Raw genomic sequence first — 16038 nt, 5'->3', positions numbered from 1 at the left:
CGCGGGCTCGCCGACCGATGCACGGATCGGCCGGCTATGTCTCGAAGCAGTGGTAATGGTCCATGGCGCCGTTGTGGCTTGCGTTGAACAGGGTTTGGATCCATTCACGCGGAGCTGCACGGCAGCTCAAATTGTACCGAAGCGAAAGGGCCACGTTCCAGAACTGCGTCGACACAAGCCCCTGCGTGCGCAGTTTCCGGCGCAGCAGTAAGGCCAGGCGCTCAACTCGGCCGGATATTGGCTTTTTCCGCCACACGCTTGAAGCGCAGGTATTCCGCACGCTGGAATTCCCCCAATTCGCCGAGCGCCTTGTTCAAAAAAGTACCCGCGCGCTTGGACTGGTATGCCTTTGCCGCCTCGGTCCCTTGCGCGGCGGAAATCGCTGCGGCAAGCGCCTTGAGCTTGTCCTGCGCGGTGCCGGCCTTCATCGAGAAGGACGACCACACGTAGGATTCAAAGTCCGTGTAGCCCAGTTCCTTCATCGTCGGGGCATTCGGCAACAGCTTGTCGCGCGCCCCGCCGGTGATGGCGAGCACGCGGAGCTTCTTGGCCTTTTCCATGGGGGCGATGCCGGTGATGTCGTTAAGGGCGATGTCCAGCCGGTTGCCGATCAGGTCCGTCACCATGGGCGCTCCGCCCTTGTAGGGCACGGGCGTGGTCTTGATACCCGTTACCTGCGCCAGCCACTCGCCTACCAGGCGATAGCCTTCGGAATAATTGCCGATCGAGATCGGGTTGCCCGTGGCCTTGTAGCGGGCCACCACATCCGCAATGCTGTTGTAGGGTGAGTCGTTGCCGGCCACAAAGGCGGCGGCGGAGATCGCCAGGCCGTGCAGCGGCACCAGGTCCTTGAACGGGTCGTAGCCCAGGTCCTTCACCATCACCGGGTTCACCGCGATCAGCGAGTTGCTGCCCAGCAGGATGGTGTTGCCGTCCGCCGGTTCCGCCAGCACAGTGCGCACGGCGATGAGGCCGCTGGCCCCCGGCTTGTTCTCGACCACGATGGAGCGTCCCAGCGCCTTGGAGATCAGCTCCGCGTAAAAGCGCGCGCCCTCGTCCGAGCCGCTGCCCGCCGTGAAGGGCACGATGACGCGAATCACCTTGCCCTGCGCCCGGGCGATGTAGGGGAAACCCAACGCTGCCGCGCCAGCCAGCAGCGTGGCGCCAAATTGTCTCCGTTGCATGGTGCTTGTCTCCTGTATATCGAAATGGATTGGCCTTGGCCGGATTCAGTCTTCAAAGACTGGCAGCCGCCTTTCGACCATGGCCTTCACGCCCTCGGCCATGTCCGGCCCCGCAAACTGGGTAGCCTGCTCCGCGCTCTCGCGCGAGATGGCATTGCGGATGTGGCTGAGCGAGTCCGCCTTCAAGGTTTGGCGGGTGGACTGCAATGCACGCGGCGATGAAGTGGCCATTTCCCGGGCCAGTGCCATCGCGGCGGTGCGCACCTCCGCCTTGGGGACGATGAAGTCCACCAGCCCCAGCTCACTGGCGCGGGCGCCATCCACGCGGGCGCCGGTGTACAGCAACCACGCCGCCATCTGCTTGCCGATCAGCGAAGGCAGGGTGTACGAGAGCGCGAAGCCAGGGTGAATCCCGAGCCGGTTGAAGTTGGCCGAGAACCGGGCCTCTGCGCATGACACCCGGAAGTCCGCCGCGAGCGCCAGGCCAAGGCCGCCACCCACGGCCGCGCCCTCGATGGCGGCCACAATCGGCTTGCTGAAACTGAAGATGCGCAGTGCCTCCAGGTAGATGGGATTAATGCGCGAGGCGCTACGCGGCGCCTCAGCGCCATTGCGCCGCGAAAAATCCGCCCCCGCGCAGAACGCGCTGCCGCCCGCCTGCAGCAGCACCGCACGGCAGGTCTTGTCGGCCTGCAGCCGGTCCAGCTCGTCGGCAATCCGGGCAATCATTTCCACATCAAAGAAATTGTGCGGCGGGCGGTTCAGCTCGATGATGGCGACATGGCCGTCGCGGCTGGTCAGGATGGCCTGGTTCGGCGTCTCAGACATGGGTGGCGGTCCTTTCTGCATGCGTGGGTCGGGCTTGGGGGTCAGCCGGCGTTGCCGGGGCATCCGCCGACGGCAGGGTGCGCGCGGTCAGGTGCGGCCAGAACTGATCCGAGCCTGCCTGGATGAACGCCTGGCCGAGGCGCTCTGCCCATTCGGTGCTGCTGCCGGCCTCGGCACGCCAGGCCCACAAGCGCCGGGTGGCAAAGTTCAGCGGGTATTCGTGGGTAAAGCCAATGGCGCCATGCACCTGGTGCGCAATCGAGGCACCCGTGCGCACCGCGTCGCTGGCCGTCACCTTGGCTACGGCGGCGCTGAATTCAGCCTGGGGCGCGCTGTCCTCCTGCATGGCGGGCAGATCGCGCAGCGCCGTGGTCGCAGCCGCGTAGCTGCAGGCCACCTCGCCGGCCAGCACGGCAAGCTGCTGTTGGATAGCCTGGTTCTTGCCGATGGGCTTGCCAAACTGCACGCGGTCCTTCACATACTGCACCGCCAGGTCCAGCGCGTATTCCAGCGCGCCGGTCAGCTGCGCGGCGGTGGTGGCAGCGTAGAACACTTCCAGCGGCCGGCTCAGCCCGGAAATGCCAGCAGGCAGCACATGCGCCACGGGGGCATGGTCAAGCACCACCGTGTCGGCCGGCAGCGATGCGGCATCGGCCTTTGGCTCCACCCGCACGCCAGTCCCCCTGGCATCCACCAGGCAGACGTGGCCTGCCGCCTCCACCACCAGCCAATGGGCATGGCGCGCCCACTTCACCGCTGTCATCGTGCCGGTGAGGGTGGCGGGCGTCCCCGCCTCATTGCCGGTCAGTGCCAGTGCCCGCGTCTGCGCGCCGGCGGCCAGCGCGAACACGCCGTCGGCCGCCAGGTCCAGCCCGCTGCGCGATGCCAGGTACTGCCCCACCACCGCCTGCGACAGCGGCACCGGCGCCTGGGTATAGCCGACCTGGTAGAACAGGGACAACGCTTCCGGCCACGAGGCCTCGATGCCGCCATGCGCCTCGCGGCAGAGAATCTTGGTCATGCCGGCGTCGGCGATGGCTTGCCACAGTGCGCCGGCAAATTCACCGGCCTCGACAGCGGTCAGCAGCTCGCGGCTCACCTCGTTGGCCAGCAGTCGCTTGACGGTTTCTTCAATCATGTTGTCGCTCATCGCAGCCCCAGTCCTTTCGCAATAATTCCGCGCAAAATCTCTCTCGTCCCTCCTCGCAGCGAGAACGATGGCGCCGCCAGCGTCACCAGGTTCAGCACCTGGTCGAACTCGCTTCCATCCCCCAGCCGGTCGGGGAATACCTCGTAGGCAATGTCGGGCAGCGACTGCTCCAGCAGCGCCCCCTGGTCCTTGACGATGGAGGCGGCCAGCGACGGGTCCTGCCCCTCGGCCATCATCAGCGCGATGCCCTGCGACATCTGGCGCAAGGTGGCATAGCGCGCGATCACCTTGCCGATGGCCACGGCCTGCTGGCGGTTGCCTGCCTGCGCCGCATCGAGCATCTCCAGCAGCAGTTGCGTGCTGCTCAGGAAGCGCTCCGCGCCCGATCGCTCGTACTTCAGTTCATTGATCACCTGGCTCCAGCCCTTGCCCTCCTCGCCCACCAGGTGGTCATCGGGCACGAACACATCGTCGAGGATCACCTCGTTGAAGATGCGCGTGCCGAGTTGCGAGACGATGGGCCGCACCGTCACGCCGGGGCGGTCCATCTCGATGAAGATCTGGCTCATGCCGGCGTGGCGGTCATCGCCACGTTCGCTGGTGCGCACCAGGGCCACCATGTAGTGCGCATGGTGCGCGCCCGAGGTCCACACCTTGCGGCCGTTGATCTTCCAGCCGCCTTCAACCTTGGTGCCGCGGGTACGGATGGAAGCGAGGTCCGAGCCCGAGTCCGGCTCGCTCATGCCGATGCAAATGAAGGCCTCGCCCCGGCGGATCTGCGGAATGATTTTGGGAGCAAGCTGGTCGCGGCTGTAGCGGATGAGCAGCGGCCCCATCTGGCGGTCGGCGGCCCAGTGCGCGCCCATCGGGGCACCTACGGCCAGCAGTTCCTCCAGCATCACATAGCGCTCCAGCATGCTCTTTCCGCCGCCGCCGATGTCGGTTGGCCAGGTCATGCCGAGCCACCCCTTTTCGCCCATCTTCCTGGAGAAATCCGGGTCGCGGCCGGCCCAGTTGTGCGCCCGCTCGACGCGTGAATACTTTGTGATGTGCTCCCTGGCAAAGGCTCGTGCCTCCTGCCGGAGCGCCTCGCATTTGGGTGGCAGGTCCCCGACCGTGATGTGCAACGTATCCATGTTTATCCTTACTTGCTTGCTGACAAGCAAAACTATAGAGTGGATACAACGAATCTGCTCTAGGTAATAACGATGAGAAGCGAGGCAACCATGAACGCAAGCGACATGACGAACGACCAGAAGGAGCCGGACGCCACCGCTCCCCGAGGCCCTCTTGCCGGTATCCGCGTACTGGATCTGACCGCGGTGGTACTGGGTCCCGTCGCCACCCAGGTGCTGGCGGACTATGGCGCCGAGGTGATCAAGGTTGAACCGCCCGAGGGCGACCTGATGCGTGCGAACGGCGTGAGCCGCACGCCCGGCATGAGTTCCACCTTCATGAATATCAACCGCAACAAGAGTTCGGTGTGCATCGACCTCAAGACGGAAGAAGGCAAGGCGCAGCTACGCCAGCTGATCGGCCGCTGCGACGTGCTGGTGCACAACATCCGCGTCAAGGCGATCGAGCGGCTGGGGTTCGGCTACGATGCGGTGGCGCAGATCAACCCGGGCATCGTCTACTGCGCCGCCACCGGCTTTGGCGAGGGCGGCGCGTTTGCCGGCCAGCCCGCATTCGACGACATCATCCAGGGCGCCTGCGGACTGGCCCATCTGGTGGGACACGAAAGCGGCGTCCCTGACTACCCGCCCACCCTGCTGGCCGACAAGATCGCGGGCCTGGCCACGGCCAACGCCATCCTGGGCGCGATCGTCCACAAGGTCCGCACCGGCGAAGGCCAGTACGTCGAAGTGCCGATGTTCGAGACCATGGTCGCTTTCACGATGACGGAGCATCTGGGCGGCCACGGCTTTCAGCCGCCCATTGGCGACGCCGGCTATGCGCGCCTGCTCAAGGGCGGCCGCAAGCCCTCGCCCACCAGGGACGGGTACATCGCCCTGCTGCCCTATACGGAGCAGCACTGGAAGGCCTTCTTTCACCGCTTCGGGCGCGGCGAATTCATCGAACAGTTCAACATCAGCAGCCGGATCGAGCGCAACAAGAACATCCAGGCGATCTATGCGGAGCTGCGCAACATTACCGCGCAGTACACCACAAAGGAGATGATGGACGTGTGCCGCGAGATGGATATCCCGGTCGCGGAAATGTATTCCATCCACACCATCCAGACCCATCCCCAGGTACAAAGCACCGGGCTGTTCCAGACCATGACGCACCCCACCGAAGGCGACGTGGTAACCACCCGCCCGACGGCCCTGTTCTCCAGGACGCCTGCTTCCATCCATAAGCCTGCCCCTCGTCTCGGCGAGGATACCGAGCGGGTCTTGGGTTCCAGGTCCGTGAAATGTTCGAATTGAAGCCGAACCTGAAAAACACGGCCAGGCTGCCGCCCATTGATCCCAAAGTGGAGAAAGCGTCTAATCATCCAGAGAAGGGACCTGAAGTGACGAGGTCAATATGCATTGCACAAACTGCGGTTCCGAGAACCCTCCTGACGCGAGGTTCTGCAAGGATTGCGGATCGCGACTGGGCCGACGCTGCCCGCACTGTGGCCACGACTCGGGTTCGGCCGACAGGTTTTGTACCGCATGCGGCGCATCGCTGACCTTACCGACTGCCGGCCCTTCCGATGAAAACCAGCCGACGGCGGCGCCCGCTCCCATCGACTACACCCCACGCCACCTGGTCGAACGCATCCTGGCGCAGCAGGCGGCAATGGAAGCCAGCGGCGCGACCGCCGGCGAGCGCAAGACCATCACGGCGCTGTTCGCCGACATGGCGGGCTCCACGGCGCTGATCCATGACCTGGACCCGGAAGAAGCGCGCCGCCTGATCGATCCCGTGATCGCGCTGATGATGGAGGCCGTGCACCACTACGAAGGCTATGTCGCCAAGTCGCTGGGCGACGGCATACTGGCCCTGTTCGGTGCGCCCATCGCGCATGAAGATCACCCGCAGCGCGCGCTGTATGCGGCGCTGCGGATGCAGGAAGCGATGCGCCGCCACGGCGACCGCATCCGCCTGGAGCAAGGCATACCGCTCCAGATCCGGGTGGGCATCCACACCGGCGAGGTGGTGGTGCGGTCCATCCGCCGGGACGACCTGCATACCGACTACGATCCGGTAGGACACACGATCAACATCGCCTCGCGGATGGAAAGCATCGCCACGCCGTCTTCCATTCTGGTCAGCGAGGCGACCTGCAAGCTGACGGAGGGGTATTTCGACTTCAAGGCCCTGGGCGCGACCCAGGTGAAGGGCATTCGGGAGCCGCTTGCCGTGTATGAGGTGCTGCGCCTGGGCGTGTTGCGCACGCGCCTGCAGGTGGCGCAACGCCGAGGCCTGGCGCAGTTCGTAGGCCGCGAGGGCGAGCTGGCGCAATTGCGTGACGCGCTGGAGCGGGCCAAGGCGGGACACGGGCAGATCGTGGGCGTGGTCGGCGAGGCCGGGGTCGGCAAGTCACGGCTGTTCCATGAGTTCAAGGTGCTGTCGCAGCGCGGCTGCATGGTGCTTGAGACCTTCTCGGTGTCGCACGGCAAGTCGTTCGCGTACCTGCCGCTGATCGACCTGGTGAAGAACTATTTCCAGATCGAGCCGCTCGATGATGAGCGCAGGTGCCGCGAGAAGGTCGCAGGCAGGATGCTGATGCTGGACCGCACGCTGGAAGAGCTGCTGCCTTACCTGCTCTTCCTGCTGGGCATCAGCGAGCCGGGTTCGGCATTGCCGAACATGGATCCCCGCATCCGGCGCCAGCGCACGTTCGACGCGATCACGCGCCTGCTGGTCCGCGAGAGCCACAACCAGCCGCTCGAGTTGGTCTTCGAGGACCTGCAATGGCTGGACAGCGAGACCGAGGCGTTCCTGGATGTCCTCGCCAGCCACCTGCCAGGTGCCAGGATCCTGCTGCTGCTCAACTATCGGCCCGAGTACCAGCATGGCCGGCATCAGCTGGACGGCTACACCGAGCTCCGGCTCGATCCGTTGGGCCAGGCCGAGGCCCAGGAACTGCTCGCCGCGCTGCTTGGCGACGATCCCGCGCTGATGCCGCTCAAGCGGCTCATCCTGGACAAGACCGAGGGCAATCCTTTCTTCATGGAGGAAGTGGTGCAGACCTTGTCCGAGGAGAAGGCCCTGCTCGGCGTACCTGGCCACTACCGCATCGAGCAGACCCCGATCGCGCTGCATATTCCCACCACGGTCCAGGGCGTGCTGGCCGCCCGCATCGACCGGCTGCCCAGCGCCGAGAAAGACTTGCTGCAGAGCCTTGCCGTGATCGGCAAGGAGTTTTCCCTGAGCCTGATCCAGCGCGTGGTCTCCCAGCCGGAGGAACAGTTGCAGCCGCTGCTGGCCAGGCTGGAGGCCGGCGAATTCATCTACGAGCGGCCCGCATTCCCGGATACGGAGTACATGTTCAAGCATGCGCTGACCCAGGAAGTCGCCGGCAGCTCGCTGCTGACCGAAGAGCGCACCGCGCTGCACCAGCGCACGGCGCAGGCAATCGAAGCCCTGTTCCAGCATCAGCTGAAGGATCACTACAGCGAGCTGGCCCGGCACTACAGCCTGAGCGGCAATGAGCCGAAGGCGGTCGAGTACCTGCAGTGCACCGGCCAGCAGGCAGTGCAGCGCTCCGCGTACCACGAAGCGATCCGCCACCTGAATGCCGCGCTGGAATTGCTCCAGCGCCAGCCCGATTCGCCCGAACGCGCCCGCCAGGAACTCACGCTGCGCCTTGCCATCGGGCCGGCGCTGATCGCCGCCAGGGGCTTTGCCTCGTCCGAGGTCGAAGCCACTTACAGCCGTGCCCTGGCGCTGTGCGGCGAGGTTGGGGAGACCCCACAGCTCTTTCCCACGCTAGTCGGCCTGCGCACGTATTTCTCCCTGCGCGCCGAGCATCGCAAGGCTTACCAGCTGGGCAAGCAACTGCTTGCCCAGGCCAGGAAGTCGCAGGACCCGGAGCTGTTGGGCGAGGCCCATGTCTCGCTCGCCACGACCTTGTATTACTGCGGGAAGTTCAGGGCCTCCGATGGCCACCTGCGAGATGCGCTCGCCCTCTATGGCGCCAAACCGGATCACGTCCATGTGAATATGCATGGCGTCGAGCCGGAGTCACGGGCGCTATCCTTTTCGGCATTGGTCCTGTGGAATCTCGGCTATCCGGACCAGGCCTGCAAGCGAGCACGGAATTCGCTCACACTGGCCCGGCAGCTGTGCCATCCCTTCAGTCTCGCGCATGGCCTCTGCCTGGCGGCCGAGCTGCACCAGTTCCGCTGCGACCCAAGGCTCACGCTCGAGTGCGCCGACGCGGCCATCGCGCTCTCAGGCGAGCAGGGCTTCCCCGTGTGGCTTGCCTGGTCGACCTTCCTGCGCGGTTGGGCGCTGGCCGAGCAAGGGCAGCATGAGCAAGGCATCGCGCAGATGCGCCAGGGGCTGGCGGCGTACCGCGCCACGGGCGCGGCGCTGGGGCAATCGCACTTCCAGCAATTGTTGGCGCAGATCTACGCACGCATGGGACAGGTCGATGCGGCCCTGGACGCGCTAGCCGAAGCGCAAGACGCGGTGCAAGGGACCGGTGAGCACTATTGCGAAGCTGAGTGGCATCGGATCAAGGGCGAGATGATCCTTCACGGCTGCCGTTCTGATGGCCTTCTGTCTGAAGATGACGCGCAAGCGTGCTTTCACCAGGCGATCGCGGTAGCCCGCAAGCAGAATGCCAGGTCGCTGGAGTTGCGGGCCTCACTGAGCCTTGCACGGCTCTGGCAACGCCAGGGCAGGCCCGAGCCGGCCAGGCAACTGCTGGACCAGATCCGCAGCGCGTTTACCGAAGGGCTGGACAGCGCGGACATGCGCGACGTCGTGGCGGCATGCCGTCGATGACGATTTCGCGGCCAGGGGCGCTTTGCGCCAGTGTTTTCATTCTGAATCTCCTGATTTCCACTCAGGCCGCGTTGGCGGCCAGTGCGGGATAGTCGGTCAGCCCGCGTGCGCCACCACCAAACAGCGTGTCGCGGTCATGGGGGTTGAGCGTCGCGCCAGCGCGCAGGCGCTCCGGCAGGTCGGGGTTGGCCACGAACGGCCGGCCGAAGGCAATCAGATCGGCCCATCCCTCGTTCAGCGCGGCCTGCGCGCGTTCCGCGGTGTACTTGCCGGCGTAGATCAGCGTGCCCCGATACACCTCGCGCAGCCGCTGCCTGAATGCGGCTGGCATATGCGGCGCATCGTCCCAGTCGGCCTCGGCGATATGGATGTAGCCCACGCCCAGCTCGCCGAGCAGCTTTGCCGCGGCCGTATAGGTGGTTTCCGGATCGGCGTCGACGCAGCCATTGAGCGTGGTCAGCGGCGCCAGGCGGATACCGACCCGGTCCTTGCTGCCCGTGCCCTCGATCAGCGCCTGCGTCACCTCGCCCAGGAACCGCAGGCGGTTTGCGAGCGAGCCGCCATATTCGTCGGTACGGTTGTTGGCTTCCGAGTCGATGAACTGGTTGACCAGATAGCCGTTGGCCGCGTGCAGTTCCACACCGTCGAAGCCGGCCGCCATCGCGTTGCGCGCGGCCTGGCGGAATTCGTCGACGATGGCGTGGATCTCTTCCACCTTGAGCGCGCGCGGCCGGGATGCCTGCACGAAGCCCGGCTTGCCATCCGGTTCGGCAACGAACACGTTCACACCGTGCGCCTGGATGGCGGACGACGACACCGGCGCGTGGCCATCGAGCAGGCTGACATGGCTCAGGCGGCCCACGTGCCAGAGCTGCGCGAAGATGCGCCCGCCCGCTTCATGCACGGCAGCGGTGACCTTGCGCCAGCCGGCGACCTGCGCCGGCGTGTGGATGCCGGGCGTCCACGCATAACCCTTGCCGAGCGGCGAAATCCAGGTGCCCTCGCTGACGATCAGGCCGGCGCTGGCGCGTTGCGCGTAGTACTCGGCCATCAGTTCGTTCGGCACGTCGTCGGGCTGGCTTGCGCGCGAGCGCGTCATCGGCGGCATCACGATACGATTGGGCAGCGAGAGGGCACCCAGCGAATGCGGCCGGAACAGCGGATTGCGTGTATCGGACATCATGGCCTCCTCAGTCCCAGGCCGGGGCCAGGCCCTCGGGGCTGACCTCGCGGCCGTTGCGCTCCAGCGCGGCGATCTGCGCCATGTCGTCGGCGTCGAGCTTCAGGTCGCGCGCCAGCAGGTTGCTGGCCAGGTTCTCGCGCCTGGTCGACGACGGAATCACCGCATAGCCGAGTTGCAGCGCCCATGCCAGCGCAACCTGCGCGACGGTAGCGCGGTGCTTGTCCGCGATCTGCGCCAGCACCGGGTCCTTCAGCACCTTGCCGTAGGCCAGCGTCATGTACGACGTCACGGCGATGCCCTGCTCCTTCAGGAACGCGGTGAGCTTGTGGTTCTGCAGATAGGGGCTCAGTTCGATCTGGTTGGTGGCGATTTCGCCCTTGCCGACCGCATCGAGCGCCTGCTTCGTCAGCGCGATATTGAAGTTGGAAACACCGATCTGCCGCGTCAGGCCCAGCGCCTTGGCTTCGGCCAGCGCCGCCATGTATTCGGGCAGCGCCACGCCATTGCCCGACGCCGGCCAGTGGATCAGGGTCAGGTCGACGTAGTCGGTGCGCAGCTTGTCCAGGCTTTCGCGCAGGCTTGGCACAAGCTTGCCGGCGGCGTAGTTCGCCGTCCAGATCTTGGTGGTCACAAACAGTTCGTCGCGCTTCACACCGGCCTCGGCGATAGCCTGGCCGACGTCGGCCTCGTTGCCATAGATCTGTGCCGTATCGACGGCGCGATAGCCCAGGTCCAGCGCGTTGCGCACCGAATCGATCACGGCCTGGCCGGTCAGGCGGAAAGTACCAACACCAAATGAAGGAACGCTCATGGTGCAACACCTCTGAAGGAAACTCGAATGCACGCAGTTTGCCGCCCTTACCTTTGCGGATAAAGCCGTGTATAAGGGAAATTCATTTGATTTAAAATCAACAATGAAGACGACCATCGACGAACTGCTGGCCTTTGCCGCCGTGGTGGACACCGGCTCGATCACGGCGGCCGCCGAGCAGCTCAAGCTGACGGTCTCCGCCGCCAGCCGCACCCTGGGCCGGCTGGAGGAAAAGCTGCAGACCACGCTGCTGCGGCGAACCACGCGGCGGCTGGAGCTGACCGAGGAAGGGGCGGCATTCCTGGAACACGCCCGCGCCATCCTGGCGATGGTTGACGAGGCGGAAGAGCAGATCGCGGCGCGCCGCCTGCGGCCGGTTGGGCGCTTGCGGGTGGATGCGGCAACGCCGTTCATGCTGCATGTGATCGTGCCGCTGCTGGAGGGCTTTCGCGCCAGCTACCCGGAAGTGGAACTGGAACTCAACTCGAACGAAGGCATCATCGACCTGATCGAAAAGCGCACCGATGTGGCGTTCCGCATCGGCCAGCTGAAGGACTCAACGCTGCATGCGCGCCCCATCGGCACCAGCCGCATCCGCATCCTGGCCAGTCCCGGCTACCTGAAGCGCCACGGCACGCCCACCAAACCGGCGCAGCTCGCGCAGCATGCGCTGCTGGGCTTCACGCAACCGGAATCGCTGAACGACTGGCCGCTGCGCGACGACGACGGCAGCGTGCTGCATATCAAGCCAACCATCGCCTCGTCCAGCGGCGAGACCCTCAGGAGCCTGGCCCTGAACGGCCAGGGCATTGCCTGCCTGTCGGACTTCATGACGCGCGACGATCGGCAGGACGGGCGGCTGGTGCAGCTGTTTGCGAAACAGACCCTCGATGTGCGCCAGTCGATCAACGCGGTCTACTATCGCAACACCGCGTTGGCGTCCCGCATCACCTGCTTTGTCGAGTATGTGGTCAAGGTGCTCGGGCAGAAGGCATTCGAGAGCTAGTTTTCATATTTGATGCAAAATCAAAAGTATTTGACTGATACACGGCTTAATCTGCAAAGATGAACCAGGCAAACTGCGCTCCATCGAAACCCATTCCCTGGAGCACACATGAGCCCCCTCTTCAAGCCCTTTGCCATGGCCGAGCAAACGCTATCCAACCGGATCGCCATGGCGCCGCTGACCCGTTCGCGCAACCCGGACGGGGTGCCCAACGATCTCAACGCGCTCTACTACGGCCAGCGTGCCGACGCCGGCCTGATCGTGACCGAAGGCACGGTGATCTCGCCCAGCGCGCAGGGATTCCTGTTCAATCCGGGCCTCTACACGCCGCAACAGGTTGAAGGCTGGCGCAAGGTGACCGACGCGGTGCATGCCAAGCGCGGAACGATCTTCACGCAGCTCTGGCACGTCGGCCGGGTGAGCCACGTCTCGATCCAGCCCGGCGGCATCCAGCCGGTCAGCGCAACCGGCCAGGTTGCGAAGAACACCAAGGCCTGGGGCTATACCGCCGACGGCACGCCCGGTGCGGTCGACGTGTCCGCGCCGCGCGCGCTGGCCAGCGGTGAGGTCTACGGCGTGATCGCCGATTTCGCGGAAGCCGCGGCCAATGCGATCGCCGCCGGCTTCGACGGCGTGGAACTGCACGGTGCCAATGGCTACCTGATCGAACAGTTCCTGAACCCGACGGTGAACGACCGCACCGACGAATTCCGTGGCGACACGCTGGAAGGCCGTACCCGCTTTGTACTGGCTGCCATCGACGCCGTGGCAGCCCGGATCGGCGCGCATCGCACGGCCATCCGCCTGTCTCCCTATGGCGGACTGGGCGACATGGCCGAGTACCCCGAGCTGGAGCAAACCTATCTCCACCTGGCCGACGAACTCTCGAAGCGGAACATCGCCTACGTCCACCTCATGGACCAGAGCACGCGCGGCAGCTCGGCCACGCCGGCGGACTTCCTGGCAAGGTTCCGTCGTCGCTTCACGGGTGCGCTGATCCTTGCGGGTGGCATGACACGCGCACGCGCCGAGCAGCTGATTGCCGATGACCTGATCGACATTGCCGCCTTCGGCGAGCCGTTCATCGCCAACCCCGACCTGGTTACCCGGCTTGAGAACAACTGGCCGCTGGCCTCGTCGGACCGCGCGCACCACTACGGTGGCGGCGCCGAGGGCTACACGGACTATCCCGCCTACGGCGGCGCCGCCGCAGCCTGAACTGCGCCAGACCACATCGCGCAGCTTCACGCGGCGCTCAGGCCATCGAGCCACACGATTGCGCGCACGGGTATCGCCGCTCCCGTCGCCAGCAATTTTTCCTGATTTTCACCACGAATTCAGCAACAAATATCCCGGCTATCTGATTAACCTGCCCGCTATTTTCCGTTTGCGGCCCGCGCGGACGAGAAAATAGCTGCTCCCGCCGGCCCCACGAAGGCCGGCGCGGCCTTTCAGATGACACGGAGACAACGACACATGAGTGCAAGCGCAGAACATCTGCAACGCGGCCTGGGCGAACGCCATATCCGGCTGATGGCGCTGGGTTCGGCCATCGGCGTGGGCCTGTTCCTTGGCGCCGGCAATGCCATCAAGATGGCCGGCCCCGCCATCATGCTGGGCTACCTGATCGGTGGCGCGGTGATCTTCCTGATCATGCGCGCGCTGGGCGAGATGGCCGTGCACAACCCTGTGGCCGGCTCGTTCTGCCGCTACGCGCAGGACCACATGGGCCCGCTGGCCGGCTACCTGACCGGCTGGAACTACTGGTTCCTGTGGCTGGTGACCTGCGTGGCGGAGATCACCGCCGTTGCCATCTACATGGGCATGTGGTTCCCCGACGTGCCGCGCTGGATCTGGGCGCTGGCCGCGCTGGCGGCAATGGGCTCGGTCAACCTGATGGCGGTCAAGGCCTATGGCGAGTTCGAGTTCTGGTTCGCCATGATCAAGATCGTCACCATCGTGCTGATGCTGATCGGCGGCGGCGCCATGATCGTGTTCGGCTTTGGCAACGGCGGTATCGCCACCGGCATCTCCAACCTGTGGGCGCACGGCGGTTTCATGCCCAACGGCGCCTCCGGCGTGCTGATGTCGCTGCAGATGGTGATGTTCGCCTACCTCGGCGTGGAGATGATCGGCCTGACTGCCGGCGAGGCGCGCAATCCGAAGAAGTCGATTCCTGACGCGATCAACTCGGTGTTCTGGCGCATCCTGATCTTCTATGTGGGCGCGCTGTTCGTGATCCTGTCGCTGTACCCGTGGAACGAGATCGGCGCCCAGGGCAGCCCCTTCGTGCTGACCTTCGAGCGGCTGGGCATCAAGACCGCCGCCGGCATCATCAACTTCGTGGTGCTGACCGCGGCGCTGTCGTCGTGCAACGGCGGCATCTTCAGCACCGGGCGCATGCTGTACAACCTGGCGCAGCAGGGCCAGGCGCCGCAGGCCTTTGCCAAGGTCGACCGCAATGGCGTGCCGCGCCGCGCGCTGCTGGTGTCGATCGCCGCGCTGCTGTGCGGCGTGCTGCTCAACTACCTGGTGCCGGAGCAGGTCTTCGTCTGGGTGACGGCGATTTCGACCTTCGGCGCGGTCTGGACCTGGGCCATCATCCTGGTCACGCAGATCCAGTTCCGCCGCAGCCTGTCGGCGGCCGAGCGCAAGGCGCTGGCCTTCCGCATGCCGTTCTGGCCCTATGGCTCCTACATCGCGCTGGCCTTCCTGGCGCTGGTGGTGGCGCTGATGGCCTACTTCCCGGAGACCCGCGTGGCGCTGTACGTGGGCCCGGGCTGGCTGGTGCTGCTGACGGTGTGCTACTACGCGCTGGACATGCGTTCGCGCGGCCCGGTCAGCTACCGCGCCTGACCTTGCCGTAGCCAGCGGGGTGCGCCGGCCGGCGCGCCTCGCTACAATGGCTCCCGGGCAATCCAACGCCAGGGGGCCGAATGTCCGAAACCACTGAGGTTGCTGGCAACGCGGCGGCCGCGCCGCCGCGCAACAGCGCCGCCGATGCCGAGGCCCGCGCCATCGCGGTTGCCGATACGGTCGCGCGCACTGCCGTCGAGCAGGCCGACCATGCCATGCGCCACTGGACCGACCCCACCGCGGGGCCGGTGCGCATCGGCTCCGCGCAGCACCTGCAGATGTTCTGCAATATGCTGCTGCAGACCCACAACCCCTACAAACCCGCCGTGATCGACTGGCCGAAGCTGTCGCCGGAGGCCCTGCACCGCGTCACCTCGCTGCCGATCTGGGATATCGCCGTGCAGACCGAGGGCCGCGCCTCGATCCGAGTCAAGACCTTTGCCCAGACCGTCAGCGACCCGCTGCTGCGCAGCGCGCTGGAAATGGACGGCGGCGAAGAGGCGCGCCACAAGGTAGTGCTGTCAAAGCTGGTCGAGGCCTACGGCATCGCGCTCGCGCCCGAGCCTGACTACCCGCCCCCGGACGATCCGGAATGGGGCTGGCTGGTTACCGGCTACAGCGAGTGCATCGACAGCTTCTTCGCCTTCGGCCTGTTCGCCGCGGCCAGGCGCTCCGGCTTTTTCCCCGCCGAGCTGGTCGAGACCTTCGAGCCGGTGATCCAGGAGGAAGGCCGCCATATCCTGTTCTTCGTCAACTGGGCCGCGTGGTACCGGCGCAACCTGCCGTGGTGGCGCCGCCCGCTGTTTGCGCTGAAGGTGGCGCGGGTGTGGGCCTTCCTGGTCTGGGAGCGCATCGGCATCGCGCGCGGCATCGACACCGACGGCGTGGCCCAGGACGCCAACTTCACCATGAACGGCTCGGCGGCGCTGGGTGAGGCGCTGACGCCGGGCGCGATGATCGACCTGTGCCTGGCCGAGAACGACCGGCGCATGGCCGGCTACGACGCGCGCCTGCTGCGCCCGGAAACCGTGCCGCGGCTGGCCCGGCTGGCGCGGCGCTTCGTCAAGTAGG

12 protein-coding genes are annotated in these 16038 nt (G+C 65.7%); 6 read left to right on the top strand and 6 right to left on the bottom strand.

Annotated elements, in window-relative coordinates; genetic code table 11:
- Nucleotides 1-221 precede the first annotated feature (221 nt).
- Genes AC3WLE_RS09255 through AC3WLE_RS09240 form a run of 4 tightly spaced genes read right to left on the bottom strand, consistent with a single transcriptional unit; the run spans nt 222 to nt 4298 of the window.
- Nucleotides 222-1184, bottom strand: coding sequence for a tripartite tricarboxylate transporter substrate binding protein (locus tag AC3WLE_RS09255; protein ID WP_492352135.1), 963 nt, complete (start codon nt 1182-1184; stop codon nt 222-224).
- A gap of 45 nt (nt 1185-1229) precedes the next feature.
- Nucleotides 1230-2012, bottom strand: a complete 783-nt coding sequence (locus AC3WLE_RS09250; RefSeq protein ID WP_492352136.1) for an enoyl-CoA hydratase/isomerase family protein — start codon at nt 2010-2012, stop codon at nt 1230-1232.
- Nucleotides 2005-3150 (bottom strand): acyl-CoA dehydrogenase family protein, encoded by a 1146-nt coding sequence (locus tag AC3WLE_RS09245; protein WP_492352137.1) that lies wholly within the window; start codon nt 3148-3150, stop codon nt 2005-2007. The genes AC3WLE_RS09250 and AC3WLE_RS09245 overlap by 8 nt, the downstream gene beginning before the upstream one ends.
- Before the next feature lie 8 nt (nt 3151-3158).
- Nucleotides 3159-4298 carry an acyl-CoA dehydrogenase family protein gene (locus tag AC3WLE_RS09240; RefSeq protein WP_492352138.1) on the bottom strand — a complete coding sequence of 380 codons (1140 nt, stop codon included), beginning with the start codon at nt 4296-4298 and terminating at the stop codon, nt 3159-3161.
- A 90-nt stretch (nt 4299-4388) separates the two neighbouring features.
- On the opposite strand from AC3WLE_RS09240, the gene AC3WLE_RS09235 reads away from it, so the two are divergent.
- Entirely contained in the window at nt 4389-5594 is a 1206-nt protein-coding gene (locus AC3WLE_RS09235; protein ID WP_492352139.1) for a CaiB/BaiF CoA transferase family protein, read from the top strand.
- Between the two features lie 100 nt (nt 5595-5694).
- Nucleotides 5695-9111 carry an adenylate/guanylate cyclase domain-containing protein gene (locus tag AC3WLE_RS09230; RefSeq protein ID WP_492357094.1) on the top strand — a complete coding sequence of 1139 codons (3417 nt, stop codon included), beginning with the start codon at nt 5695-5697 and terminating at the stop codon, nt 9109-9111.
- A 61-nt stretch (nt 9112-9172) separates the two neighbouring features.
- Here AC3WLE_RS09230 and AC3WLE_RS09225 read toward each other — a convergent pair whose 3' ends face one another.
- Complete coding sequence (locus AC3WLE_RS09225) at nt 9173-10294, bottom strand: alkene reductase (protein ID WP_492317208.1); 1122 nt, start codon at nt 10292-10294, stop codon at nt 9173-9175.
- 7 nt (nt 10295-10301) lie between these two features.
- Nucleotides 10302-11105 carry a 2,5-didehydrogluconate reductase DkgB gene (gene dkgB / locus AC3WLE_RS09220; RefSeq protein WP_492317207.1) on the bottom strand — a complete coding sequence of 268 codons (804 nt, stop codon included), beginning with the start codon at nt 11103-11105 and terminating at the stop codon, nt 10302-10304.
- A 103-nt stretch (nt 11106-11208) separates the two neighbouring features.
- Here dkgB and AC3WLE_RS09215 point away from each other — a divergent pair, with 103 nt between their 5' ends.
- The 4 genes from AC3WLE_RS09215 to AC3WLE_RS09200 all read left to right on the top strand — a co-directional run bounded on the left by AC3WLE_RS09215 (nt 11209) and on the right by AC3WLE_RS09200 (nt 16037).
- The gene (locus AC3WLE_RS09215; protein ID WP_492317206.1) at nt 11209-12111 is read left to right on the top strand and encodes a LysR substrate-binding domain-containing protein; all 903 of its coding nucleotides are present in this window, start codon (nt 11209-11211) and stop codon (nt 12109-12111) included.
- 108 nt (nt 12112-12219) lie between these two features.
- Nucleotides 12220-13329 (top strand): alkene reductase, encoded by a 1110-nt coding sequence (locus AC3WLE_RS09210; protein WP_492352143.1) that lies wholly within the window; start codon nt 12220-12222, stop codon nt 13327-13329.
- A 258-nt stretch (nt 13330-13587) separates the two neighbouring features.
- Nucleotides 13588-14967: an amino acid permease gene (locus AC3WLE_RS09205; protein ID WP_010810971.1), complete on the top strand. Its 1380-nt coding sequence runs from the start codon at nt 13588-13590 to the stop codon at nt 14965-14967.
- An 80-nt stretch (nt 14968-15047) separates the two neighbouring features.
- Nucleotides 15048-16037, top strand: a complete 990-nt coding sequence (locus AC3WLE_RS09200; RefSeq protein ID WP_492317204.1) for a ferritin-like domain-containing protein — start codon at nt 15048-15050, stop codon at nt 16035-16037.
- Nucleotide 16038: the final 1 nt, after the last annotated feature.

The organism is Cupriavidus sp. FW306-1B-F12B (assembly GCF_058781795.1).
Note: the sequence above shows the minus strand (reverse complement) of the source record. Positions and strands in the feature narration are given on the sequence as shown.